This window comes from Rhodococcus sp. D-46 (genome assembly GCF_011290655.1).
In the GTDB taxonomy this organism is placed as follows: Bacteria; Actinomycetota; Actinomycetes; order Mycobacteriales; family Mycobacteriaceae; genus Rhodococcus_F; species Rhodococcus_F qingshengii.
In genome coordinates, this window is record NZ_JAANTF010000003.1 from 169,199 (window position 1) to 191,621 (window position 22,423).

Here is a 22,423-nt window from a genome sequence, read left to right on the forward strand (position 1 = left end):
TGATTCTGAAGTTGTTCTGCGAGGCGCATTGTGCGCCTTGATAATTCGAGGCTCAGTGCCCAGCTTCTGCAACGTCGGGCGACTTGTCCGACTCGTTGCGCTCGAGCTGCGGGCCGGCGTCGACAGGTACGTCGACGGTGACCGATCCGGCCTTCTCGAACTTGAAGGTGATCGGGACGGTCAAGCCGGGGCGAACCCCTGCCTTGATGTCCTGCAGAACGACGAGAGAGAGCGCAGCGGGTGCGTCGTCGTTCTCTTCGTTGTTCTTGATCTGGGTCTCGGCCTCGGTCGCGGCGCCTTCGCCTGCGGGCAACTGACCGGCCTGCAGCGACGTCTGCGGCTTGATCGTCAAGCCACCTACCTCTTCACCTGCGATGACGCGTGCTGCGTAATCGGTGGTGATGCTGACGAGCTTGTCCGTGGTCTCGGCGCTGTCGTTCACGACGGTGAACGCGAGCACGGCGTTGCCGCCCGGCTCGATGCTGTACTCCTCGGACGAGGGGTAAGCGATGTGCACGTTGCGCAGTGCGATCTCACCGAGGTCGGCGCTGTTGCCGTTCACGGCGGCCTGCTGGACGGCGGTCTGGCTCACCTGTCCGGAACCGCAAGCGGACAGCGCGATGGCTGCGCCTGCAGCCAGTGCAATGGCGGTAGCGACTCGACGAGTCGGCTTACGGATAGCAGTCACGATTTGTCCTCCACGGCGTCAGGTTCGCACTCCACTAGGCAGAGTAGTAGATAAGGTCCCGCGGGCCGGCCGTCGGGTCGCCACAACGGTTGTCTGCGTGGGCTTTCAGTCCGTTACGCAGGGGTGCTCCAGACCAGTTGAATGCACGTACAACAAGCCCTGTCAACCCCTACGCTCGAGCAAGGATGCCCCTGACCTGCACAGTTGATGAGTGGTCGGTTCTTTCACGTGTTAAACTAGTGGAATCGAAAGGGGCACGGGACACATGATTTTCAAGGTCGGAGACACCGTCGTATACCCCCATCACGGTGCGGCGCTGATCGAAGCTATCGAAACCCGCACCATCAAGGGTGAGCAGAAGGAGTACCTGGTTCTGAAGGTCGCTCAAGGCGATCTCACAGTACGGGTTCCTGCAGACAACGCAGAGTACGTCGGAGTTCGTGACGTGGTCGGCCAAGAAGGCCTCGACAAGGTTTTCCAGGTTCTGCGAGCACCGCACACCGAAGAGCCCACCAACTGGTCTCGTCGATACAAGGCAAATCTCGAGAAGCTTGCCTCAGGTGACGTGAACAAGGTTGCAGAAGTTGTTCGTGACCTGTGGCGTCGTGAGCAGGACCGCGGACTTTCCGCTGGTGAGAAGCGCATGCTCGCCAAGGCTCGTCAGATTCTCGTCGGAGAGCTCGCGCTCGCCGAGGGCACTGACACCGAGAAGGCAGAGACCATTCTCGACGAGGTCCTCGCGGCCGCGTCCTGACTGCAACACAACAAAGCTGACAGTGGCAGTAGTAGCCCTGGTACCTGCCGCAGGTCGGGGAGTGCGATTGGGCGAGAAATTGCCCAAGGCATTTGTCGAACTCGGTGGGTGCACCATGCTTGCACGCGCGGTCGATGGACTCCGGAAATCCGGAGCGATCGACCGCGTTGTTGTCATTGTGCCGCCTGAACTGGTCGAATCCGTCGTAGCCGACCTCGGTCGTGCAGCGGACGTCGACGTTGTCGGTGGTGGTGCCGAAAGAACCGATTCGGTTCGAGCCGGCCTCAGTGCTGCCGGCGACGCAGATTTTGTACTCGTGCACGATGCCGCACGGGCATTGACACCGCCGGCGTTGATCGCGCGCGTCGTCGGTACTCTCCGAGCCGGCAGCTCCGCTGTCATCCCGGTACTTCCGGTTACCGACACGATCAAGTCGGTCGACGTACTCGGCGCAGTCACCGGTACGCCTCTGCGTTCGGAGTTGCGTGCGGTTCAAACTCCCCAAGGATTCTCCACCGACGTCCTGCGCAGTGCGTACGACGCCGGTGACGTCGCCGCGACCGACGACGCCGCTCTGGTCGAGCGTCTCGGTGTTTCGGTGCAGACGATTCCCGGCGACGCCCTCGCCTTCAAGATCACCACTCCGCTCGACCTGGTCCTTGCACGGGCGCTCCTGAGCTCGGAGACAGCGTTGAGTGCGGATTCACAGGACGGAAATTAGATGCGCGTCGGTCTCGGCACGGATGTTCATCCCATCGAGGTCGGTCGTCCTTGCTGGATGGCCGGGTTGCTGTTCGAGGAAGCAGACGGGTGCTCGGGCCATTCGGACGGCGACGTCGCCGTCCACGCGCTGTGTGACGCGTTGCTCTCTGCGGCGGGCCTCGGTGACCTCGGTTCGGTTTTCGGCACCGGCAGGCCCGAATGGGACGGCGTGAGCGGCGCTCGAATGCTTGCCGAGGTTCGCCGACTGCTCGAAGAGAACCAGTTCGCCGTCGGCAACGCCGCGGTGCAGGTCATCGGCAACCGTCCGAAGATCGGGCCGCGTCGCGACGAGGCACAGAAGGTGCTTTCCGAGATACTGGGCGCGCCTGTTTCTGTGTCCGCGACCACCACGGACGGCCTCGGCTTGACCGGTCGAGGCGAGGGGATCGCCGCCATGGCCACCGCGTTGGTCATGACAACCGAACACGACAGGTAAGATCGCTGGTCGTGACCCTGCGCCTATACGACACCGGTACGCGGGCCCTTCGGGATTTTGTTCCGTTGGCCCCCGGACATGCATCGGTGTACCTGTGTGGGGCGACAGTTCAGGGTGATCCTCACATCGGACACGTTCGCAGCGGCGTCGCTTTCGACGTGCTGCGTCGCTGGCTGTTGGCGCACGGCAACGACGTTGCCTTCGTGCGCAACGTGACGGACATCGACGACAAGATTCTCAACAAGGCCGCCGGCGCCGGTCGACCTTGGTGGGAGTGGGCGGCGACGTTCGAGCGGTCGTTCACGTGGGCCTACGACCAACTGGGTGTGCTGCCACCGTCCATCGAGCCACGGGCCACCGGCCACGTGACGCAGATGGTCGAGATGATGGAACGTCTGATCGAGAACGGCCACGCGTACGCGGCGGGCGGTGACGTCTACTTCGACGTGCAGAGCTACCCCGAGTACGGCGCACTGTCCGGCCACAAACTCGACGACGTTCATCAGGGCGAGAGTGCGGCCGAGGGCAAGCGCGATCCTCGCGACTTCACCCTCTGGAAGGCCGTCAAGCCCGGTGAGCCCTCGTGGCCGACACCGTGGGGACCCGGCCGTCCGGGCTGGCACCTCGAGTGCTCGGCCATGGCGGAGTTCTATCTCGGGGCGGCATTCGACATCCATTGTGGTGGACGCGATCTCGTCTTCCCGCACCACGAGAACGAAATTGCGCAGGCCAAGTGCGCCGGCGACGATTTCGCTCAGTACTGGTTGCACAACGGCTGGGTCACGATGAGTGGCGAGAAGATGTCCAAGTCGTTGGGCAACGTTCTCTCGGTGCCGAACGTGCTCAAGAAGGTTCGTCCGCAAGAACTTCGGTACTACCTCGGTAGTGCGCACTACCGTTCCAATCTCGAGTACTCGGACGAGGCGTTGGACGAAAGTGCGAAGTCCTACCAGGGGCTCGAGTCGTTCGTCCTGCGCACACACAAGCGTGCGGGCGGCGTCGAACTCGGTACGTGGACCGAAGGTTTCGCGGCGGCTCTCGACAATGACTTGTCGGTGCCGATCGCGTTGGCCGAGATTCACGGCAAGGCGAGCGAGGGTAATTCCGCGCTCGCTGCCGGTGATCTCGACGCGGCTCGGGTGGCTGCCGGCCAGGTGCGGGCCATGCTCGCGATCCTGGGCGTCGACCCACTCGACGAGCATTGGACGCAGTCCGGTGGCGACACCGAGACGGCAATGGAAGCTTTGGACGTGTTGGTGCGGGCCGATCTCGATCGTCGGCAGCAGGCACGTACGGAAAAGAACTGGGCGGTGGCGGACGAGGTCCGCGATCGCCTCATCAAGGCGGGTATCGAAGTAACCGATACTCCCGACGGACCCGAATGGTCCCTTAAGGCAGGGCAGTAACAATGGCTGGAAACTCGAGCAGGCGCGGCGCAGTCCGTAAGGGCGGCACCAAGAAGGGCCAGGTTGCCGGTTCCGGCGGTAAGCACCGTCGCGGTCTCGAAGGGCGTGGCGCTACGCCGCCCGCCGAGGCACGCACCAAGCATCCCGCGGCAAAGCGTGCAGCGCGCGCCGCACGTGCCGACGAGAAGCAGGGCCGCGGTGGCCGTCCGGGTCCGGGCCGCAAGGTTCTCGACGGTCCCGAGACAGTGCTCGGACGCAACCCGGTGGTCGAGTGCCTACGCGCCGGCGTTCCGGCGACTGCACTGTGGGTCGCCGTCGGCACCGAGAGCGACGATCGACTGAAGGAATCCGTTCAGCTCGCTGCGGATGCCGGCATCTCGATCCTCGAGGTCCCCCGCACCGATCTGGATCGCCTCAGCGCCAACGGTCTTCACCAGGGCATCGCCCTGCAGGTTCCGCCGTACCGCTACGCGCACCCGGACGATCTTCTCTCGGAGGCACGCAAGCATGCCGAGCCGCCGCTGCTCGTCGCGCTGGACAACATCACCGATCCCCGCAACCTGGGTGCCGTCGTGCGCTCGGTCGCAGCTTTCGGTGGACACGGCGTCGTGATTCCGGAGCGTCGTAGCGCGAGCGTGAGTGCTGTCGCTTGGCGCACCAGCGCCGGCGCTGCCGCTCGTTTGCCGATTGCTCGGGCAACCAACCTCACCCGCACGCTCAAGGACTGGGCATCGAAGGGTGTTCAGGTCGTCGGTCTCGACGCCGAGGGCGACACCACTCTCGACGATTTCGACGGCAGCGGTCCCGTTGTGATCGTGGTCGGTTCCGAGGGCAAGGGCCTTTCGCGCCTCGTCCGCGAGAACTGCGACGCGATCCTGTCGATTCCGATGGCCGGTCCGGTCGAGTCGCTCAACGCCTCGGTTGCCGCCGGAGTCGTCCTGGCGGACATCGCCCGCAGGCGTCGTAGCAGCTGAGTTGTAACGGCTTTCGGGTGAGTCTGGCGGGGTTCTAGCTCCGTACCGACCAGGCTTCCCACAGTGCAGCGTAGGAACCGTCCGCGCCGATCAGTTCGTCATGTGTCCCGCTCTCGACTACGCGGCCACCGCTCATGACGAGTATGCGATCGGCGCGGACTGCTTGGCTCAGCCGGTGTGCGATCACCACGGCGGTCCGGCCGGTGACTGCTAGTTCGGCTGCCTGATCGAGTAGACCGGCTGCGGTGGTTCCGGCTTCGGCAGTCGCCTCGTCGAGGATGACGACGGGAGGATCGAGCAGAGCCAGTCGGACGAGGGCTATGTGCTGTGCCTGCGCTGCCGTCAACTGGTACCCACCGGCCCCGACCCTGGTCTCGAGTCCGTCCGGAAGTTCATGAATCCATTGAGCTTTCATCGTGTCGACGGCTTCGGCGATCTTCGCATCGTCCGAATCTGGTGCACACAACCGGAGATCGTCGGCGATCGTCCCGACGAACACGTGAATTTCCTGGCTGACGAGGACGACTTCGTGCCGAAGTTCGGCATCACTCAGGTCGTCAATCAGTGTGCCGTCGACGGTGATTCGCCCGTCCCCGACGGGAATGATGCCGGCAATCAGTTTGGCGAGCGTGGTCTTTCCGGCGCCGCTGCTTCCGACGACGGCGATTCGTTCCCCCGGTGCGATCGAGATCGAGATCGAATCGATCACCGGGGTGGAGTTGTCGTACGAGTAGGAAACCCGGTCCACCTCGACGCCGATGGGTTCGGACCGAGCCGAGGCAGGAATGCTCGTGGGCCGCCCGGGCATCGCGGTGACTCCGATCAGGCGAGCCAGGCTGGCACCCGCATCCTGCAATTCGTCGATGTTCGAGAGAAATACCGCGATGGGGCTGAACAGACTGTGGAAGTAGAGGGCGGCGGCGGTAGCGGCCCCGATGGACACCGAGCCTGTGGTCACGAGCCAGTAGCCGACGCTCAGGACGGCGGCCAGTCCGAGCAGTTCGGCGCCGTTGAGTTGGGCGAAGAAGTTGGTGCGCAGGCGAACTGCCTGCATGTCGAAGCTGATGGCGTGCTCGGAGGTCTCGGCGATTCGGCCGATGTGCTCGTCTGTTCGCCGCAGGGCAGTGACAGTGCCTGCGCCTCCGAGAGTTTCGATGAGCTGTTGTCCCCGCCTGGCCTGCGCAGCGCGAGAGCGTCGGTAGACGGGTCCGGAGCGTCGGAGGAAATGACGAAGAGCGAAATAGTGAATCGGCGCAACGGCAACGATTGCCACGGTGAAGCGCCAATCGATCACTCCCACACCGACAAGCGTCAGTGAAATCATGAACAGGGCAGACACGGTGGCGGGTAGTACTCGCGCGATGACGGTGTTTACCGCTTCGACGTCGCCCGAGACCCGGGAAATCAGATCACCGGTTCCGGCATCCTCGACCAGTGACGACGGCTGCGCGAGGGTGGCGGCGAACACGTCCTCACGAAGATCGGCCAGCACGTTCTGCGCGACGTTCGCCAGAAGCTGTGTGCTCCACCAGGTCAGCGCAACCCCTGCTGCCGCTGCGCCGAGCATGAACGCGGTGATACGCAGGAGTGAGGCAAACGGTTTGCCCTCCGTGACCGCATCGACCATGAGTCCGAGCAGTGCCGGGGTGGACAGGCCGCAGGCCGTAGCAGAGAGAAGCACGACGGTCGTGAGTGCGAGCGCTCGCTTGCGTGGCCGAAGCAGTGCGATCAATGCGCGGACGGTCTGCTTGGTCGACGCGATCGGCAGGGCAGATACAACCGGAACAGCAGATGCATCCGGAAGGGTATCGGTCACAGCGACTCTCCCTCCCGAACGCCGTGGTCGATCGTGACGACACGGTCACACGAATGGAGCAGGGTCGGGCTCGAGGTGATCACCAGAATGGCCTTGTCGGGGAAGTTTCTCAGCGAGTGTGCAATTCGATGCTCGGTGACAGAGTCCACGGAAGTGGTGGGTTCGTGGAGGACCAGGATCGGCTGGGGTTGATGGAGAGCGCGGGCGAGGAGAAGGCGTTGGCGTTGACCTCCGGAGAGTTTTTTTCCTTGCTCGCCTACCTCGGAGAGGTGGCCGTCGGGCAGATGCGTCAACACGTCGTCGAGCGCAGATGACGTCATTGCCGACGAGTCGACGTTCGGTGCAGCCAGATTGTCGAAGACGGTGCCGGTGAACACGGTTCCTTCATGGGCGGAGACGAACACCTGATCACGAACTCCGTCCGGGCCGAGGTCGGTTGCATCGGTGCCGAATACGAAGTAAGAGTCGGGGGCGAGCGGGGTCTGATAGGCGAGTTGTCGTGCCAGTCGGTCGGCGGAATCGTCAGCGCGCACACCCACCACTTCTCCGCGGCGAGCTGAGACGACGGTTCCGTTGTCCGCCGAAATCAATAGGGCATCTTCAGTTCTGGCAGGTTCGGTCGCGGCCGTGGGGGCCAGCGATTCGATCAGGTGTGGCTCGGCCAACAGTTCGGACAGTCTGCGCGCGGAACCTCGCTTGGCAGCGAGTTCGGCACCGAAGAACCCCAGCGTTTCCATCGGACCGGCAATCACTCTGCTCAAGCCGACAACGGTGACGAAGTTGCCCACGGTGATCGTGCCTTGATGCGCCATCCACGCGGCTCCAAGCGCAACCGAAGCCAGCACCAACGCGGAGACCCCGGAATTGAGCGCGGTCAGGCTGGACATTGCTCTGACCGTCCGGATCGCTGCCTTCATCGACTCCCGGCTCGCGTTGACGTATCGCGACAGGGCGGTGGGTTCAGCCCCGAAACCCTTCAGTACCCGCAGTCCCAGCGTGAAATCCGTTGCAAGCATGCCTGCCTCGGCTGCCTTCTTCTGCTCTGCATACACGCGCTCGTCCAACGGACCGCTGATCTTGTGGATGAATATGAGCTGCGCAGCGGTGATGAGTACGACGATCAGTGCGAGCGGCCACGAAACGAAGGCAAGCGAAATCACTGCCGCGGCGAGCCCCGCAAATGCCGAGCCCTGTTCGGCGACAACCCAGGAGAAGCCCGAGACGTGTGAGGCATCCGAGGTAGAGATGGTGAGAACTTCACCGGTCGAACGCTGAGCTTTCATCCCCCTGGCATCGAGTACTCGTCTGGCAGCATTCAGTCGTAGGTCGTGTTCGCCGTAGACGAAGACCTGCGTGTTCAGGCGAACTGCGATGCGCCACGACAGAGCGAGTCCCACGAACAGAGCACACAGCACCGCAAGCCACACGAGAAGTGCTGTGCTGTCGGACTTTCCGATTGCCCGGTCGACGACGGTGCCGATCAGCACCGGGATGAGGGCTTGAGCTACCTGATACGACGCCTGCCCGGTGACGGCTGCAACCAGTCGCGGGCCGCGTCCGGAGGAGAATGATCCGACTCGGATCATCTCCATCGGACCGGAACGAGTTTCGGGCAGCGCTGACACTCGTGAAACTCCTCGCCCAGATCTGAACACTCGTTGTGCAGTTCTACGGTAGAGCCGGTGCGAGTGCGGAAAGTGCTCGCAGATGCCAAGGGCTACGCGGCAGCGGCCAGATGGAGTATCGACACCCCATTACCGGGATCGGGTCTCGATATACCTGGCTGGTCGAAACAAAGTACGTTTGCGAAGAGAGCTGACAGAAGATGAAGAGCACTACCCGAATAGTGGCTGCGTTGGCCGCGATTGCCCTGCTCGCAGGCTGCCAGAGCAGCACCGAGTCAACAGCGTCGGAGGGCACGACGCAGTTGGCCGAGGCCGGCGCGCTGCCGGTCACCGTTGATCACGCGTACGGGTCGACCACCATCGAGACCGAACCTCAGCGGATCGTGACTATCGGCTGGAACAGCCAGGATTCGGTCCTCGCACTGGGCAAGACACCCGTCGCCATGGAGTCGTTCAGTGGGGCAGGCTTGGAGAACGGCATCCTGCCGTGGGACGAAGAATTGTTGGGCGATGTCGAACCCACGTTGCTCGACAGCACGTCCGGTGTGCCGTTCGAGCAGATCCTGGCGTTGGAGCCGGACGTGATCATCGCAGTGGTCTCGGGAATCACCGAAGACGACTATGCACGTCTTTCCCAGTGCTTTCGCGGAACTGGTCTCGAAGATGAACGGGTTCTGACCAGTTAGGCTGACAACTCGCACGCGTCCGAGTAGTAGTTCTTCGGTGTGCGTCCGGTGACCTTGCGGAACACGCTGGTGAAGGCGCTGGGGGTTTCGTATCCGACGCGACGGCTTACCGTCGAAACAGGAACGCCCGCAGCGAGATAGGACATCGCAGCGCGGACGCGAACTTGAATTCGCCACTCGGTGAAGGACATCCCCGTGCCTTGAGAGAACACACGGCTCAGGGTACGGGGGCTTCCACCGACCACATAGGCCCAATCGGCAAGCCCGCGTTGATCGGCGGGGTCGGCGATCAAGCGGCGTGCAACGGCGAGGGCCCGGGGATCGGCGGGCATCGGCACTGCGACATCAGCCGCCTCGATGGGCGCGAGCGTGTCGAAGACTACGGATTCCGCCCGCAAGCGAGCCTCGGTAGGCATGTTTCGCTGGTGCAGATGGATGAGCATCGTCTTGACCACGTCGTCGATGCCGATGATCGCGGGCTTTGTCCACGGGTGGGGGAACGACTCGGGCCGGAAATAGGTGAAGCGAGCCTCGGTGGATGCGCCGAGCGTGATGCGCCGTGGAGTTCCAGCCGGAATCCACATGCCGACCGTCGGTGGGATCTGCCAACGAACGTCGTCGATGTACGCGCTCATCTCGCCGGAAGCGCCCCAGAGGAGTTCGTGCTCGGGATGGCGGATCTCACGCCACGCGCGCTTCTGATCGCGCCCGATGGTGGACGTCGTCATGGCGAAGGGGAGCGGAACGTAGCGGCCTGCTGGCACAGCCCAGTACGGAAATCCTGTGGAACTCATCGGTGGATCATACCGCGAATGACTTAGGTAATGCTTTCCTATTTGATTCTTTGATGCAGGCGCGACGGAAGTGTGATCGCCACAAAAGATCGAGGGTGGCACCGAGTCCGAAGACTCGATGCCACCCTCGAACACATTCCCCGACGGAGTGTTTACAGGTGGAGCAGGCGGAGCGAGTGAATCAGCTGCCGTTGGCCAGGACACCGCTGATGATGTCGGAGATGAAGCCGGCCGGGTTGTCGAGGATGGAGGATCCGGCCGAACCGGTTCCGCCCTCGCCGTCAGAAGAGCCGAAGCCCAGATCTGCCGAGCCCGATGCGGCCGCCTCGCCGGGGTTCTTGGCGCGGATCTTGGCGTAGACGCCGCTGATGTTCTGTTCGGTATTGAACGTCGAGATACCGATCGAGCTCGACATTTCCTGGTACGAGCCGATCGGTGCATCGTCGGCGACGAGGTACTGCGCCTCGATCGTCACGGTCTTGCTTCCGGTGGGTGAGATCAGCCAGCCGGTGCTGGGTACATTCACGGTTCGGGCGGCGGTGTCAACCGAAGGCGTGACGGATTCGGTCTTCTGACCGCCGATCAAGTGCCACGCGTTGACCGTCGCCGTGCCCTGGATGTACTTGAACGTGGCGGGGTAGCGGTCGACGAACTGGTCGACGTAACGCTCGGGGTGGCCTGTTGTGGAAATGACCGTGCGCACGGTGACTTTGCCGCCGGGTGCAACTTCGCCGTCGCCCACGATGCTCTTGGTGATCCGGACGTTGGAGGAGTTGACCGTTGCCGCGGACGGGTGGGTGGCATCGGCGCTCGCGGTGCCTGCGGTCATCGCGAGTCCGCTGGTGGCAAGTGCAGCGATTGCGATTCCGGTGAGTGTTTTGCGCATTGAAAAACGTGACATGAAATTCTCCGTTCGAGGGGTTCACGCTGACGGCGATGGGATGACTCTTCAAAGGTTGCGCCGCGGTAACCATTGAAACCTATCGGACGCTTGCCTATGTATCAGTTCGGCAGAATTTGCGGAAAAGTCCGAATTAAGAGGACTTTTTCGGTGTCGATTGCCTGCCGTTAACTGATTGTCGACTATTTCGACGAAAAGCTGGGCGAATGTCCAGGTCGACTGTATCGTACTTCGAGAGTCGGGTTGCAACAAGTTCCAGTAATCAATGAATTCGGTTGTCCTGGAACCACACAGAGTGGAGATTGTTCGTGGCAAAGTTTGGATCCAGGAATCGTAGTCTGTCCACCGTTGGAGCTGGTTTGGGGGTGATTGCTCTTGCTGTGGGCGCAAGCGCGCTGGGTGCGGGAGTCGCGACTGCCGAGACAGCAACTTCCGGTGCCTACACATTTACTCGCACCGTGGACAATGCGTCGCCGAAGATCGGTGACACGATCACCTACACGACAGTGTCGAAGAAGGGCGGAATCGACGGATATATCAGCAGGTTCACCGAGACGCATGCCGCATGCTTGACCTTTGTCCCGGGCTCGGCGAAGGTCACGAAGTTTCACGTTGGCGGGACGATGACCGAAACCACTGAAACGCCGGAACTGACAGCCACGACGCTCGAGGTGACCAGTGCCGGCTGGATCAACAACGGCAGCAAACCGGTGACCATGAAGACCAGCTACACGGTTACTGCTTCGTGTGCGCCGGGAACCGTGTACGGAAGTGGATTGGCGGTAGGTGCCACGGTGATGGGCAACGGATTCCAGTCGAGTGCGAATTTCGCCAACTTGGGCCCGTCCATCACTGTCCGCGCCGCGGATGTGGTCGATCCGGTTGACCCGGTCGATCCCGTTGATCCGGTTGATCCCACTGGCCCCGGAACCGGTGGCGGAATCGGATCGCTCGGCTCGTTGAGTGGTGGCCTCGGTTCCCTCAGCGGCCTGTTCGGTTCGAGCTAGGCGAGAGTTGTGAAACGGCGGGCCGAGACTGTCGTAGTCTCGGCCCGCCGCGGTTGTTCGGAGATCGGGTATTCAAACCATCAGGTGCTCAGCCGAATTCGATCGAGGTGTTGATTTCTTCCACCTGGTTGGAGGTCTGCATGTTCGTCGTGTCGGTGAACTGGTTTGCAAAGCTGACCAGGTAGACCGGCGAGTTGTCGTCGGCTTGGTAAGCGACGACCGTCATGACGGCGTAGAGCGGAACGTCCAGGTTTGGGGCGGTCCAGGTTCCGGAGAGGCGGAAACCCTGCTGTCCGTCGACGTCGATCTCGGTGTACTTCACCTCGGTCCACCCGTCGAGAGTGGCGATCGTTTCACGCGCAGCGGCAAGAACCTCGTCTTTTGTTGCGGTGCCTTGATTTTCGACCGTCACCGTGGTGTTCGGCATGAAACCGCTGGGTTCCTGGCTGTTGCTGGACAATGCGTCCGTAACGCCGGCAGGGATGTTCTCGCCGTGAGTCCAGCTCGGCGGGAGGCTGACGCTGATGCTCGGCGCTTCGGGGTCGTCGCCGGTTTCGATCGTCGTCCGCTCACCGATGAACGGTGTTCCGTCCCGTAAAGTCGGCGTCGCGGCAGCGGCAGACGACGAGGATGCAGAACTTTCGGAAGCAGTGGTCTCACTGGTGTTGGTATCACTGGAGACGGCGTCGCCGCTTTCCGAACTGCTGCATCCGGACAAGACGAGTGCAGCAGTGATCAGTGACGCTACTCCGAGAGCAAGTGTGCTGCTCTTAGGGCTCATAGTGTGACAGTCCTTCAGGTTCTGGCGACGGCCGAGCGCCGCCGGCAGCATTGCTGGCGCGGCTGAGACTATCAGCGCTACGACGGCCGAGTAGTGGCCTTGAAGGTAATGGTGCTGCCGGGCCGCAGCTGTGCCAGCGACGCAATCCCGGCGTCGGAAACGACGGCGATGACCGGGTATCCGCCGGTCACGGGATGGTCGGCGAGGAACACGACGGGCTGGCCGCCTGGCGGCACCTGGATGGATCCCGTCACGACGCCTTCGCTCGGCAATTCCCCGGTGCGTGAGCGATGCAAAGGCCCTTGGCCCTGTAGCCGGACCCCGACTCGGTTGGTGTGTTCGGTGACTTTCCACGTGGTGCGAAGGAGCGCGTGAACGGATGCGGCGGTGAACCAGGAATTTCGGGGGCCGAGCGTGATCTCGATCGGAACCGCGCCGAGTGCAGGTGCGGGCGGTGGAATCAACTCTTCGGTGGGCCACGTCCCTTCCTCGGCCCCGAGGAGGACTAGATCGCCGGCGGCGAGCGGCGGCGGCCCGAGTCCGGAGAGCGTGTCGGTGGATCTGCTTCCGAGTACCTGCGGGACGTCGACGCCACCGCGTGCAGAGATATACGTTCTCAACCCGGTTGTGCTGTAACCCAATTCGAGAATGCTGCCACTACCCAGATGGATGCTCGCGTAGTCAGGTGCCGGCCGTCCGTCGACGGCCAGCGGCACCCGCGCGCCTGTCGCTGCCACCGTCATCGAACCGACGGCCCGCATAGCGAAACCCCCAGCGGTGACTTCGATGGTTGCTGCTCGAAAAGTGTTGCCTACGAGTCTGTTGGCGCTGTCGTGCGAGATCATGTCGACGGCGCCGGATCTTCCGACCCCGAGGGCGCCGTAGCCTCTCCGCCCGCGGTCCTGAACTGTGGCGAGCGGGCCGGTACGCGCAACCTCGAGCCAGGCCATGAATCCATTGTCCCGCAACAGCGCGGTGAAGACACCAAAATCATGCTTGCACCAAAATCATGCACGGACAAAGGTGACTGTGGTGCCGGGTAGAAGCAGCGCCGGCGGGCGGCGCTCGGCATCCCACACCGACAGTTCAGTCGTTCCGATCAACTGCCACCCGCCCGGGGAGCTACGCGGGTAGACGCCCGAGAACGGTCCGGCCAACCCGACTGCACCGGCCGGGACCTGCCTGCGCGGGTCCGATCGACGTGGAACTTCGAGCTTTCTCTCGTTGCTGGTCAGATACGCGAAGCCGGGGGCGAAACCGATGAACGCGACGGTCCACGACGCAGACGTGTGAGCGTCGATCACACCGTCGACCCCGAGGCCGGTCAGCTTGCCCACCTCTACGAGATCGGGGCCGTCGTAGCGGACCGGAATCTCGACAGCAGACCCGCTCTCGTCTGCTGTGAGTTCGATCGGTACGGCCCCACGTACCCATTTCTCCACCAGTTGGTGCGCGGTGATCGTGTTGTCGTACTCGATCAAGATGGTTCGCGCCGCGGGAATCAGGTCGATCACTCCGGGGATCCGACTGGCGTCGAGAGCCCTGAAGTTGCCCAGCACACTCGGCAGTTCGTCGTACTCGACGAGGACTGCGGATTCACCGGCGGGCAGGATCGTGATCATGTGAACGGCGTGATCTCGACGTCGGAAGATTCGAGGAGAGTGCGGATTGCCACGGCCATGTCGACGGCTGCCGGACTGTCACCGTGCACGCACACCGATGCGGCAGCGACTTTCAACGTGCTCCCGTCGACTGCGTCCAACTCGCCGTCGACGACCATTCGCCGAACCCGCTCTGCAACAAGCGTCGGGTCGTGCAGAACGGCGCCCGACTCGGTGCGGGGGACCAGGGTGCCTTCCGCCGTGTACGCACGATCGGCAAAAGCCTCGGCGACCACGTCGAGACCGGCCTCGCGCGCCTCTTCCAGAAACACCGAACCCGGTAGTCCGAGAACAGGTAGCGAACTGTCATAGGCAACGACGGCGGCGACCACGGCCCGCGCCTGCCGTCGGTGATGGACTATTGCGTTGTAGAGCGCGCCGTGGGGTTTGACGTACGTGACCCGCGATCCGGCGACACGAGCCAAACCGTCGAGTGCCCCTATTTGATAAATGACGTCGGCGGTGAGGTCCTTCGGGGAGACGTCGATGAAGCGTCTGCCGAAACCGGCGAGGTCTCGGTACCCCACCTGCGCGCCGATCCGGACGCCGCGGGCGGCGGCGGATTCGCAAGTCGCCAACAGCGTTGTCGGGTCGCCGGCATGGAATCCGCAGGCGATGTTCGCGCTGGTGACAAGTTCGAGCATGGCGTCGTCGTCGCCCAGGGTCCAGGCTCCGAAGCCCTCGCCGAGGTCGCTGTTCAGATCAACGCTGTAGCCCATACCTCGATTCTAGGTAGGTATGGGCTCTCGGTGTTCAGGCGTGCGCCGGAATCCGTCCGGCATTCTTGCGACGTGCGGATCCGAAGAGTCGGCATATCAGGTAGATCACGAACGAGACCGAGGTGACGAAACTCGAGACGGGAACGCCGGGGGCCAGCGAGAGAAGGATGCCGCCGACGGCTGCCAGTTCGGCGAACACGACGGAGAGGATCGTGGCCTTGAGTGGGCTTGCCGTGACGTACGCGGCGGCCGCTGCGGGGGTGATCAGCAGCGACATCACCAGCAGAGCACCGACGATCTGTACGCCGAGTGCTGCGGTGATGCCGACCAACACTGCGAACACGATCGACAGTGCCCGAACCGGAACACCGCGAGCTGCAGCAACTTCGGGGTCGGTGCTTGCGAACAGCAAAGGGCGGTAGATGAATCCGAGTGTGCCGATCACGATGACCGCGCACAGCAGCAGAAGTTCGAGACCACTGTTTCCCGGCGCCACGATCTGTCCGACCAACAACGAGAAGCTGGTTCCCGTGCGACCGTCGTACGCCCAGAGGAACAACACCGACAGGCCGAGACCGAAAGCCATGATCACGCCGATCACCGAATCTCGGTCGCGCGCTTTGGCTCCGAGCAGTCCGAACAGCACTGCCGCGACCACGGATCCGACGATGGCACCGAAGCCGACGCCCACACCGACGAGAAGTGCGGCGGATGCGCCCGTCAGTGACAGCTCACTCGTTCCGTGCACCGAGAACGACATCTGACGGCTCACGATCAGCGGCCCGATGATGCCGGCCAACAATCCGAGGATGGCACCGGCAATCAACGCCTGTTGGACGAAGTCGTACTGCAGTAGGTCGACGGTGGCGGACACGTCGAACATCCGCGACATCGCGTCGGTGAACTTGTTACTCACTGGTGGTGATCCTCATCAGAATGGTGAACGCCTTCTCCCGGGCGTAGTCCGCCTGCGCTGCCGAGCGCGTCGATGGCGTCTCCGGTGCCGATCACGACGAGGCGGCCACGAACCTGCAACACTTCGACGTCGGTGTTGTACAGATCCGAGAGAACCTCGGACGTCATCACTTCGGCCGGCGTCCCGATCCGGAATTTACCGTCCACCAGATAGAGCACTCGATCCACCAACGGCAGGATCGGATTGATCTCGTGCGTCACGAACAGCACCGCGGTGTCATGGCTGCGCCGACGCTTGTCGATCAGCGTCGAGACCAGGTGCTGGTTGGCGAGGTCGAGGCTGAGCAGCGGCTCGTCGCACAACAGGATCCGCGGGTCGCCGACCAAAGCCTGTGCGATCCGCAGTCGCTGCTGCTCACCGCCGGACATGGAACCGATGGGAGCGTCGGCGAACGACTGGGCGCTGACCTGTGCGATGGCGTTGTCGACGATCTTGCGGCGACGACCCCGACGCAGTAGGCCCGTACCCCACTGGTGACCGTCGACGCCGAGGCCGACCAGGTCGCGGCCGCGGAGCGGGAGGCCGTCGTCGATCGATTTCTGCTGCGGGATGTACCCGACGTGTGAGTTCCCGGCCCGTGCCGGCGTGCCTACGATCTGTGCACTACCGCCGCTGAGTTGTAGTTGGCCCAGCAGAATCTTCAGGAGCGAGGTCTTGCCCGATCCGTTCGGCCCGAGTACGGCGATGAACTCACCTGGCTGTACCTCGAGATCGAGTCCGTCCCACAATGTGCGGGCGCCGAAGGACAATCGAGCGTCCTTCAGCGTCACAGTGGGCACGGAGGCCGCTGAAGGCGCGGTGTTACCAGAAGGCACGGTGTTACCAGAAGGCACGGTGTTACCAGGGGGCACAGGAGTATTCGCGGAAGTTTCTGTCACAAGCCGATCGGTTCTTCTCGGAAATGGTGGGGCAAATAATTACTGGGCAGAGAGGGCGTTTGCGAGCGACTCCGCGGTCTGCGTCTGCCACTGAATGTAGTCCAGGCCCTCGGGGAGAGTCTCCGTAACCTCGACGACGGGCACTCCGGCGGTTTCGGCTGTGGTGCGCATGTCCTGGGTCACTTTGTCCTGCGTCTGGATGTTGTAGACCAGTGCGCGGGCCTGCTTCTCCGAGAGGAGCTGGCGCGTTGCGGCGATTGCGGCCGGTGACGGATCGTTGCCGTCTTCGATGGCGCTGGTGAACTCTTCGGGAGTTGCGTCCTTCAGTTCAGCTGCGACCAGGAGGTAGTGCGCGATCGGCTCGGTCTGCGCCACCGGTGCGCCTGCGTGGGCAGCGGCGATGGAATCGGTGATCGCTGTGACGCCGGCGAGCTTCTGGCTGTATGCCTTCGCGTTGTCCTCGTAGGTCGCCGCGTTGTCCGGATCGAGAGCGCTCAGCTGATCGGCCACCGAATGTGCGACGGCGTCGACGGTCGGGATGTCGAACCAGACGTGTTCGTTGACTGCGCCGTGGGTGTGACCGTCATGCGATTCGCCCGCGGTTTCGCCGGCGTGGATGCCGCCGTCGAGCAGGTTGTAGGCGTTGACCGTCTTCTGCTCACCCTTGCCCGCGTCGAGGACGTCGGTGATGAACTGGTCGTAGCCGCCACCGTTGTAGACGACGAGCGATGCGTCGGTGATCTTGGCGGCATCGGCGGGAGTCGCCTCGAACGAGTGCGGGTCCGCGGACGGCTCGTTGATGATCGACGTCACGGTCAGCTTGTCGCCGGCGACGGCCTGCGCGACGTCGCCCCACACGTTCGTCGATGCGACGACGGTGATGCCGTCGTCCTTCGAGGAGGTTGAGCTGCACGCGGTGAGCGCGAATGCTGCGGCGACCGAGACGGCCGCGAGGGCGGTGGCGGTGCGGAATTTCGACGACGAACGCACGTGCTTTTCTCCTGAACAAAGGCTGGGCTAAATGCTATTGGAAACCGTTACCGTTACACATTAGCGCATAGTCGCTGGTAGTTCACCTTCGGTTCAGCCCCAACGCGCCGTCTGCGGGCACTACGGCTAACGTCCGTTTATGCCCCGGTCCCGTCAGCCACGCCGTCAAGCCACTTTGGCGTCGCTTGCCGCCGAGCTCAATGTGTCGAGAACTACAGTCTCGAACGCGTACAACCGACCCGATCAGCTCTCCGTCGAGCTGCGGGATCGAGTGCTCCAAGCGGCCAAGCGACGCGGATACCCCGGACCTGATCCGGTCGCCCGCTCCTTGCGAACTCGCAAAGCCGGCGCCGTCGGTCTCCTGCTCACCGAAGCACTCAGTTATTCGTTCCGCGACCCGGCCGCCATGAGCTTCCTGGCCGGTCTCTCGGAATCATGTGAGGACGCCGGCCAGGGCTTGCTGCTCATTCCGGCCGGGCCCGGGCGCGACGAGGTGGATGCTGCGGCCGTGGTCCAGCAGGCGGGCGTCGACGGCTTTGTCGTCTACTCGGTGGCCGACGACGACCCGTATCTTGCCGCCGTGCTCGAGCGTCACATTCCGATCGTCGTCTGCGACCAGCCCCGCGAGATTCCAGGTGCATCGCTCGTAGGCATCGACGACCGCGCTGCCATGCGCAAGGTCGCCGATTACCTCATCGGTCTCGGACACCGTGACATCGGCGTGCTCTGCATGAGGCTGGGGCGCGACCGGATGGACGGCGTCGTCAGCCAGGAACGACTCAAGTCCCCACACTTCCACGTCCAGCGTGAGCGGATCGAAGGAGTGCGCGACGCGATGGTGGCGGCCGACATGGACCCACTCTCACTCACCGTGATCGAGCGGTACGTCCACACATCGCAGTCCGGGCACTCGGCGGCGGCGGAAGCTCTCGCGACCAACCCCGAGATCACCGCACTGGTCTGCACCACCGACGTGCTGGCTCTCGGCGCCTTGGACTGGGCGCGCTGGCAGGGCATAGATGTACCTGGCCAACTGTCGATCACCGGATTCGACGGCGTCGACGAGGCGCTGCGCGAATCACTGACAACGGTGCGCCAGCCCCAGGAAGAGAAGGGCCGGCGCGCCGGTGCGCTCCTGATGTCGCCGTCTGGATCCGGCGTTCCGATAGTCGAGATGCTCGACACCGAACTACTGGCCGGGCGAACATCAGGTCGGATCAAGGGGTAGCGCTCACGCCAGGAGTTGGGCGCAGCGCAACAAGCCCAGATGGCTGTACGCCTGGGGGTGGTTGCCCAGTGAGCGTTCCGCGATGGGGTCGTACTCCTCCGCGAGCAGTCCGGTGGGACCCGCTGCCGCGACCAACTGGTCGAACAGTGCCTCTGCTTGCAGGCGTTGCCCGATCAGTAGGTATGCCTCGACGAGCCAGGCGGCACAGAGATGAAATCCACCTTCGATGCCGGGCAGGCCGTCGTCGTGATGGTAGCGGTATACCGTTGAGCCGCTGCGTAGTTCGGCCTCGGTGGCTACGACGGTCGCTGCAAAGCGCGGATCCGTCGGATCGATCAGCCCCGACAGTCCGATGTGCAGAGTCGCCGCGTCGAGATCGGTGCCGTCGTAGGCCGCGGTGTACGACTGGACGTCGTCCTTCCAGCCTTTGTGTCGTACTTCGTCGGCGATCTGGTCACGCAGTTCCGCCCATTCCGGCAGAGCCTCGCGAGAAAAGCGGGTCGCAAGATCGACGGCGCGGTCGACGGTGACCCAGCCCATAACCTTGGAATAGACGTGGTGGCGCGGGTTGTCGCGAATTTCCCAGATGCCGTGATCGGGTTCGAACCAGCGCCGCTGCACTGCTTCGACCATGGCGCACACCAGTTCCCAGTCGCGGTCGCTCAAAGGATCGGGATCACCGGCCTTTTCGCGTGCATTCGCCAGTTCGACGATGAGCTCGACGATCGGGCCGAACACGTCCAGTTGAACCTGCTGATTCGCGGCGTTTCCGACGCGGACCGGCCGGGAGCCGGCGTATCCGGGGAGTGAATCGATGACGGCCTCTGGCGGTAGCGAAGTCCCGTGGAGCGTGTAGAGGGGGTGCAGGCGCTCGGGTCCCGGCAGTGTTTCGAGCACGCGGTGGACCCAGTCCAGGTAGTTCTCGGCCTCGTCGGTGGATCCGACGCTCACGAGAGCTGTTGCGGTGAGGGCGGCGTCGCGCAACCAGCAATAGCGGTAGTCCCAGTTGCGGACTCCGCCGATCTCTTCCGGCAGGGACGTCGTCGCGGCAGCCATGATGGAACCGGAATCGGCGTGGACCAGCCCGCGCAAGGTCAGTGCAGAGCGTTTCATCAAGTCCGGCTTCAGCTTCGGGAGTTCGAGCGTCTTGGCCCAATCGGACCAGTAGGCCTCCGAGGTCGCTCGACGCTCGAGCTCCGGAACGTCGGACGGGCCGATTTCTTCTGTTCCGCAGCGCAATTCGAGGACGACGTCACCCTTGGACGGCTCGACGATGGCGTGGGCGGTCTGCTGGTTTCCGTCGGTGGCGATGTTCCACAGCACACCGGGGGAGCGGAGCACGTACGGCTCGTTGGTGCCGAGGACCCGAATGCCCTCGTCGACGACCTCGAGCGTGACCTGACCCTGGCCGAACTCGGGACGGGGTGCAAACGAGACGATCGCGTCGGCCTGACCGGAAATGATGCGGGTCAGGTCGGTTCGTCCCTGTGGGACGTCGTGGGGGAGGTAGTCGGTGACGGACAGGCTCGCCCAGCGGGTCTGAACTGTCATCGTGCTGTCGATGTACTTCTGGCTCAGCGGCAAGGCTGTGCGTCGAGGCCCGACCGAGAAGTGGCCGGCCCCGGTTCCGCCGAGAAGGTGTGCGAAGACGGCCGCTGAATCCGGTTCCGGGTGACACAACCAGGTCAGCGTCGCATCCGGGGTCACCAAAGCGACGGTGCGCGGACTGGCGAGCATCGAGAGCCGCTCGATGGGCGGAGCGTCGGCGCCGGAAAGCCACGTACGACGCTCGTCGAGCAGGAACGCCAGAGCAGCAGCGACGTCCTCGGTGCTGTCGACGCGATAGTCGGCGACGGTGTCCCCGCTGCCGACCTTGATTCCGATGTCCGGCCCCTGAAGCCTGCTGAACGCCTTTTCGTCGGTCACGTCGTCCCCGATGAAGACGGCAGCGGTTGCGCCGTCCTGATGGCGAATCAAGTCGAGTGCGTGCCCCTTGTCAGTGGCGATGACAGCCAACTCGACCACCGATTTGCCCTCGGTGACCTGAACGCCTGGCCAGAGTGCCGATTCGGTGCGGACGGCGATGAGCGCCTTCTCGGCGTCGTCGGCACTGGTGTTGCGTACGTGCAGTGCAACGCTGGCGGGCTTCTTCTCCACCGTTGCCCCAGGGGTGTCGGCGGCGATTCGGCCCAACTCGGTGACGATCTCGTCGAGCAGTTTCTTGGCGTCGGCGTCGATCGCGTGAACGAATCCGATGTCGAACTCGGAGCCGTGGCTGCCGACCAATTGCACTTCGGCGGGAAGTCGGGACAACGCAGCCAGATCCTTGAGGGCGCGGCCCGAGATCACGGCAGCCGTCGTCGACGCGAGGCTGGCGAGAGAGCGGAGCGCACGCACCGTTTCCGCGCGGGGATACGCCTTGTCCGGGTTGGCGACGATGGGTGCCATCGTCCCGTCGTAGTCGGAGGCTACGAGCAGACGCGGCGTGCGTGCCACGCCTGACAGCGCTCGGCGGAGTTCGATGGACAGATCTTGTGCGCTCACCTCTTCAAATCTAGGTGATGCAGCGACTCCTGGCTCGATACGTTTCCGGCCGATCAGTGCAAAAATGACAGATGCGACAAAGGATGTCTATTCGGGTTTCCGAGTTCCGTCACCGAGCAGCAGTTCAACCGTCAATTCCAGTCGATTGGCGACATCGGTAGCCGAAGAGCGTCGCGTGAGCCATGCCACCAAATTGGACAGCCACACATCGGAGATCACGCGCGCGATCGCCAACTGCTCTTCGGTTGGCTCCTCTTCGGTCATCGCTCGTGCGAAGAGGCGGTCCATCAACTGGCCCACCTGATCGACCTCGGCCGCTGCGGAGGCGTCGGCGAACATGAACGCGCGAGTCATCGCTTCGGTGAGGAGCGGATCGCGCTGCATCGCGCGGGTGATGAGGCTGAGGATCAGCTGCATCCGCTCGAGCGGACTGGTTCCAGGCGGGATCTTGCCCTTGGAATCGATCTTCTCGAATTCGCGTGCCAGGGCGGACACCAGTAGGTGAACCTTGGACGGGAAGTAGCGATAGAGCGTTCCGACTGCGACGTCGGCACGCTCGGCCACGGCGCGCATCTGAACAGCCTCGTAGCCCCCCTTGGACGCCAAGGCGAGTGTTGCGTCGAGAATCCGCTTGCGGCGTTCACGTTGCGCGTTGGAGCTGAGATCGTCGTCCCCGAGCGTTGCAGAAGCAACCGCGTTGGAGCGGGATCGGGATGTTGTGGTCATCGACAAATTCCTTCGCGCCTTGACTCTTGGCCAGGTGTCATATTAGAACACGTTCTAAACAATTGTGTCAC

Annotated in this window: 22 protein-coding genes; 8 read left to right on the plus strand and 14 right to left on the minus strand. The window is 63.3% G+C overall.

Translation table 11 applies throughout. The features are described from left to right. Nucleotides 1-52: 52 nt before the first annotated feature. Nucleotides 53-688 carry a lipoprotein gene (locus G9U53_RS08805; RefSeq protein ID WP_007726888.1) on the minus strand — a complete coding sequence of 212 codons (636 nt, stop codon included), beginning with the start codon at nucleotides 686-688 and terminating at the stop codon, nucleotides 53-55. Nucleotides 689-953: 265 nt separating this feature from the next. On the opposite strand from G9U53_RS08805, the gene carD reads away from it, so the two are divergent. From carD to rlmB, 5 genes are read left to right on the plus strand one after another with little or no spacing between them, the layout of a single operon-like run. Beyond that, nucleotides 954-1,442, plus strand: a complete 489-nt coding sequence (gene carD, locus G9U53_RS08810) for an RNA polymerase-binding transcription factor CarD (RefSeq protein WP_003945666.1) — start codon at nucleotides 954-956, stop codon at nucleotides 1,440-1,442. A gap of 22 nt (nucleotides 1,443-1,464) precedes the next feature. Next, nucleotides 1,465-2,163, plus strand: coding sequence for a 2-C-methyl-D-erythritol 4-phosphate cytidylyltransferase (gene ispD, locus G9U53_RS08815; RefSeq protein WP_039972758.1), 699 nt, complete (start codon nucleotides 1,465-1,467; stop codon nucleotides 2,161-2,163). Then, the gene (gene ispF / locus G9U53_RS08820) at nucleotides 2,164-2,640 is read left to right on the plus strand and encodes a 2-C-methyl-D-erythritol 2,4-cyclodiphosphate synthase (RefSeq protein WP_003945901.1); all 477 of its coding nucleotides are present in this window, start codon (nucleotides 2,164-2,166) and stop codon (nucleotides 2,638-2,640) included. 11 nt (nucleotides 2,641-2,651) lie between these two features. Further along, the gene (cysS, locus tag G9U53_RS08825; protein WP_003945830.1) at nucleotides 2,652-4,046 is read left to right on the plus strand and encodes a cysteine--tRNA ligase; all 1,395 of its coding nucleotides are present in this window, start codon (nucleotides 2,652-2,654) and stop codon (nucleotides 4,044-4,046) included. A gap of 2 nt (nucleotides 4,047-4,048) precedes the next feature. Next, entirely contained in the window at nucleotides 4,049-5,020 is a 972-nt protein-coding gene (rlmB, locus tag G9U53_RS08830) for a 23S rRNA (guanosine(2251)-2'-O)-methyltransferase RlmB (RefSeq protein WP_003945749.1), read from the plus strand. A gap of 34 nt (nucleotides 5,021-5,054) precedes the next feature. Here rlmB and G9U53_RS08835 read toward each other — a convergent pair whose 3' ends face one another. Together G9U53_RS08835 and G9U53_RS08840 are read right to left on the minus strand one after the other, a co-directional pair. Then, entirely contained in the window at nucleotides 5,055-6,836 is a 1,782-nt protein-coding gene (locus tag G9U53_RS08835) for an ABC transporter ATP-binding protein (RefSeq protein ID WP_165638592.1), read from the minus strand. After that, a complete protein-coding gene (locus tag G9U53_RS08840) occupies nucleotides 6,833-8,461 on the minus strand; it encodes an ABC transporter ATP-binding protein (protein ID WP_007726874.1) in 1,629 nt (542 codons plus the stop codon). The genes G9U53_RS08835 and G9U53_RS08840 overlap by 4 nt, the downstream gene beginning before the upstream one ends. Nucleotides 8,462-8,661: 200 nt before the next feature. Between G9U53_RS08840 and G9U53_RS08845 the strand changes: the two genes are divergently transcribed. Then, nucleotides 8,662-9,147 carry a hypothetical protein gene (locus tag G9U53_RS08845; protein WP_242692481.1) on the plus strand — a complete coding sequence of 162 codons (486 nt, stop codon included), beginning with the start codon at nucleotides 8,662-8,664 and terminating at the stop codon, nucleotides 9,145-9,147. Here G9U53_RS08845 and G9U53_RS08850 read toward each other — a convergent pair. Together G9U53_RS08850 and G9U53_RS08855 are read right to left on the minus strand one after the other, a co-directional pair. Further along, nucleotides 9,144-9,941 carry an AraC family transcriptional regulator gene (locus tag G9U53_RS08850; RefSeq protein ID WP_019746842.1) on the minus strand — a complete coding sequence of 266 codons (798 nt, stop codon included), beginning with the start codon at nucleotides 9,939-9,941 and terminating at the stop codon, nucleotides 9,144-9,146. The genes G9U53_RS08845 and G9U53_RS08850 overlap by 4 nt on opposite strands. A gap of 181 nt (nucleotides 9,942-10,122) precedes the next feature. Next, entirely contained in the window at nucleotides 10,123-10,842 is a 720-nt protein-coding gene (locus G9U53_RS08855) for a hypothetical protein (protein ID WP_242692482.1), read from the minus strand. 365 nt (nucleotides 10,843-11,207) lie between these two features. On the opposite strand from G9U53_RS08855, the gene G9U53_RS08860 reads away from it, so the two are divergent. Further along, nucleotides 11,208-11,849: a hypothetical protein gene (locus tag G9U53_RS08860; protein ID WP_165638593.1), complete on the plus strand. Its 642-nt coding sequence runs from the start codon at nucleotides 11,208-11,210 to the stop codon at nucleotides 11,847-11,849. An 88-nt stretch (nucleotides 11,850-11,937) separates the two neighbouring features. On the opposite strand, the gene G9U53_RS08865 is transcribed toward G9U53_RS08860, so the two are convergent. The 7 genes from G9U53_RS08865 to G9U53_RS08895 form a co-directional block, all read right to left on the minus strand. After that, on the minus strand, nucleotides 11,938-12,630 hold the full coding sequence (locus tag G9U53_RS08865; protein WP_064688703.1) for an LpqN/LpqT family lipoprotein: 693 nt from the start codon (nucleotides 12,628-12,630) through the stop codon (nucleotides 11,938-11,940). A gap of 77 nt (nucleotides 12,631-12,707) precedes the next feature. Further along, nucleotides 12,708-13,580, minus strand: a complete 873-nt coding sequence (locus tag G9U53_RS08870) for a biotin-dependent carboxyltransferase family protein (protein WP_064688628.1) — start codon at nucleotides 13,578-13,580, stop codon at nucleotides 12,708-12,710. Between the two features lie 57 nt (nucleotides 13,581-13,637). Beyond that, nucleotides 13,638-14,252: a 5-oxoprolinase subunit PxpB gene (gene pxpB, locus G9U53_RS08875; protein ID WP_083197630.1), complete on the minus strand. Its 615-nt coding sequence runs from the start codon at nucleotides 14,250-14,252 to the stop codon at nucleotides 13,638-13,640. Further along, the gene (locus tag G9U53_RS08880) at nucleotides 14,249-15,010 is read right to left on the minus strand and encodes a 5-oxoprolinase subunit PxpA (protein WP_165638594.1); all 762 of its coding nucleotides are present in this window, start codon (nucleotides 15,008-15,010) and stop codon (nucleotides 14,249-14,251) included. Before G9U53_RS08880 ends, pxpB begins: the two co-directional genes overlap by 4 nt. 34 nt (nucleotides 15,011-15,044) lie before the next feature. After that, nucleotides 15,045-15,926: a metal ABC transporter permease gene (locus tag G9U53_RS08885; protein WP_003945811.1), complete on the minus strand. Its 882-nt coding sequence runs from the start codon at nucleotides 15,924-15,926 to the stop codon at nucleotides 15,045-15,047. Further along, on the minus strand, nucleotides 15,923-16,801 hold the full coding sequence (locus G9U53_RS08890) for a metal ABC transporter ATP-binding protein (protein ID WP_165638595.1): 879 nt from the start codon (nucleotides 16,799-16,801) through the stop codon (nucleotides 15,923-15,925). The genes G9U53_RS08885 and G9U53_RS08890 overlap by 4 nt, the downstream gene beginning before the upstream one ends. 102 nt (nucleotides 16,802-16,903) lie before the next feature. Continuing rightward, the gene (locus G9U53_RS08895; protein WP_042920537.1) at nucleotides 16,904-17,854 is read right to left on the minus strand and encodes a zinc ABC transporter substrate-binding protein; all 951 of its coding nucleotides are present in this window, start codon (nucleotides 17,852-17,854) and stop codon (nucleotides 16,904-16,906) included. A gap of 139 nt (nucleotides 17,855-17,993) precedes the next feature. Between G9U53_RS08895 and G9U53_RS08900 the strand changes: the two genes are divergently transcribed. Beyond that, nucleotides 17,994-19,082 (plus strand): LacI family DNA-binding transcriptional regulator, encoded by a 1,089-nt coding sequence (locus G9U53_RS08900; RefSeq protein WP_003945452.1) that lies wholly within the window; start codon nucleotides 17,994-17,996, stop codon nucleotides 19,080-19,082. 3 nt (nucleotides 19,083-19,085) lie between these two features. Here G9U53_RS08900 and otsB read toward each other — a convergent pair whose 3' ends face one another. Both otsB and kstR read right to left on the minus strand, forming a co-directional pair. Continuing rightward, nucleotides 19,086-21,626 (minus strand): trehalose-phosphatase, encoded by a 2,541-nt coding sequence (otsB, locus tag G9U53_RS08905; protein ID WP_165638596.1) that lies wholly within the window; start codon nucleotides 21,624-21,626, stop codon nucleotides 19,086-19,088. An 87-nt stretch (nucleotides 21,627-21,713) separates the two neighbouring features. After that, nucleotides 21,714-22,352, minus strand: coding sequence for a cholesterol catabolism transcriptional regulator KstR (gene kstR / locus G9U53_RS08910; protein WP_003945752.1), 639 nt, complete (start codon nucleotides 22,350-22,352; stop codon nucleotides 21,714-21,716). Between the last annotated feature and the right edge of the window lie 71 nt (nucleotides 22,353-22,423).

Bases quoted from the DNA above. Each gene is read 5' to 3' on its own strand.
- G9U53_RS08845 (WP_242692481.1), top strand. From the start codon at position 8,662: ATGAAGAGCACTACCCGAATAGTGGCTGCGTTGGCCGCGATTGCCCTG.
- G9U53_RS08855 (WP_242692482.1), bottom strand. From the start codon at position 10,842: ATGTCACGTTTTTCAATGCGCAAAACACTCACCGGAATCGCAATCGCT.
- G9U53_RS08870 (WP_064688628.1), bottom strand. From the start codon at position 13,580: ATGGCCTGGCTCGAGGTTGCGCGTACCGGCCCGCTCGCCACAGTTCAG.
- pxpB (WP_083197630.1), bottom strand. From the start codon at position 14,252: ATGATCACGATCCTGCCCGCCGGTGAATCCGCAGTCCTCGTCGAGTAC.
- G9U53_RS08850 (WP_019746842.1), bottom strand. From the start codon at position 9,941: ATGAGTTCCACAGGATTTCCGTACTGGGCTGTGCCAGCAGGCCGCTAC.
- G9U53_RS08865 (WP_064688703.1), bottom strand. From the start codon at position 12,630: ATGAGCCCTAAGAGCAGCACACTTGCTCTCGGAGTAGCGTCACTGATC.
- rlmB (WP_003945749.1), top strand. From the start codon at position 4,049: ATGGCTGGAAACTCGAGCAGGCGCGGCGCAGTCCGTAAGGGCGGCACC.
- ispF (WP_003945901.1), top strand. From the start codon at position 2,164: ATGCGCGTCGGTCTCGGCACGGATGTTCATCCCATCGAGGTCGGTCGT.
- kstR (WP_003945752.1), bottom strand. From the start codon at position 22,352: ATGACCACAACATCCCGATCCCGCTCCAACGCGGTTGCTTCTGCAACG.
- carD (WP_003945666.1), top strand. From the start codon at position 954: ATGATTTTCAAGGTCGGAGACACCGTCGTATACCCCCATCACGGTGCG.
- G9U53_RS08880 (WP_165638594.1), bottom strand. From the start codon at position 15,010: ATGGGCTACAGCGTTGATCTGAACAGCGACCTCGGCGAGGGCTTCGGA.
- G9U53_RS08900 (WP_003945452.1), top strand. From the start codon at position 17,994: ATGCCCCGGTCCCGTCAGCCACGCCGTCAAGCCACTTTGGCGTCGCTT.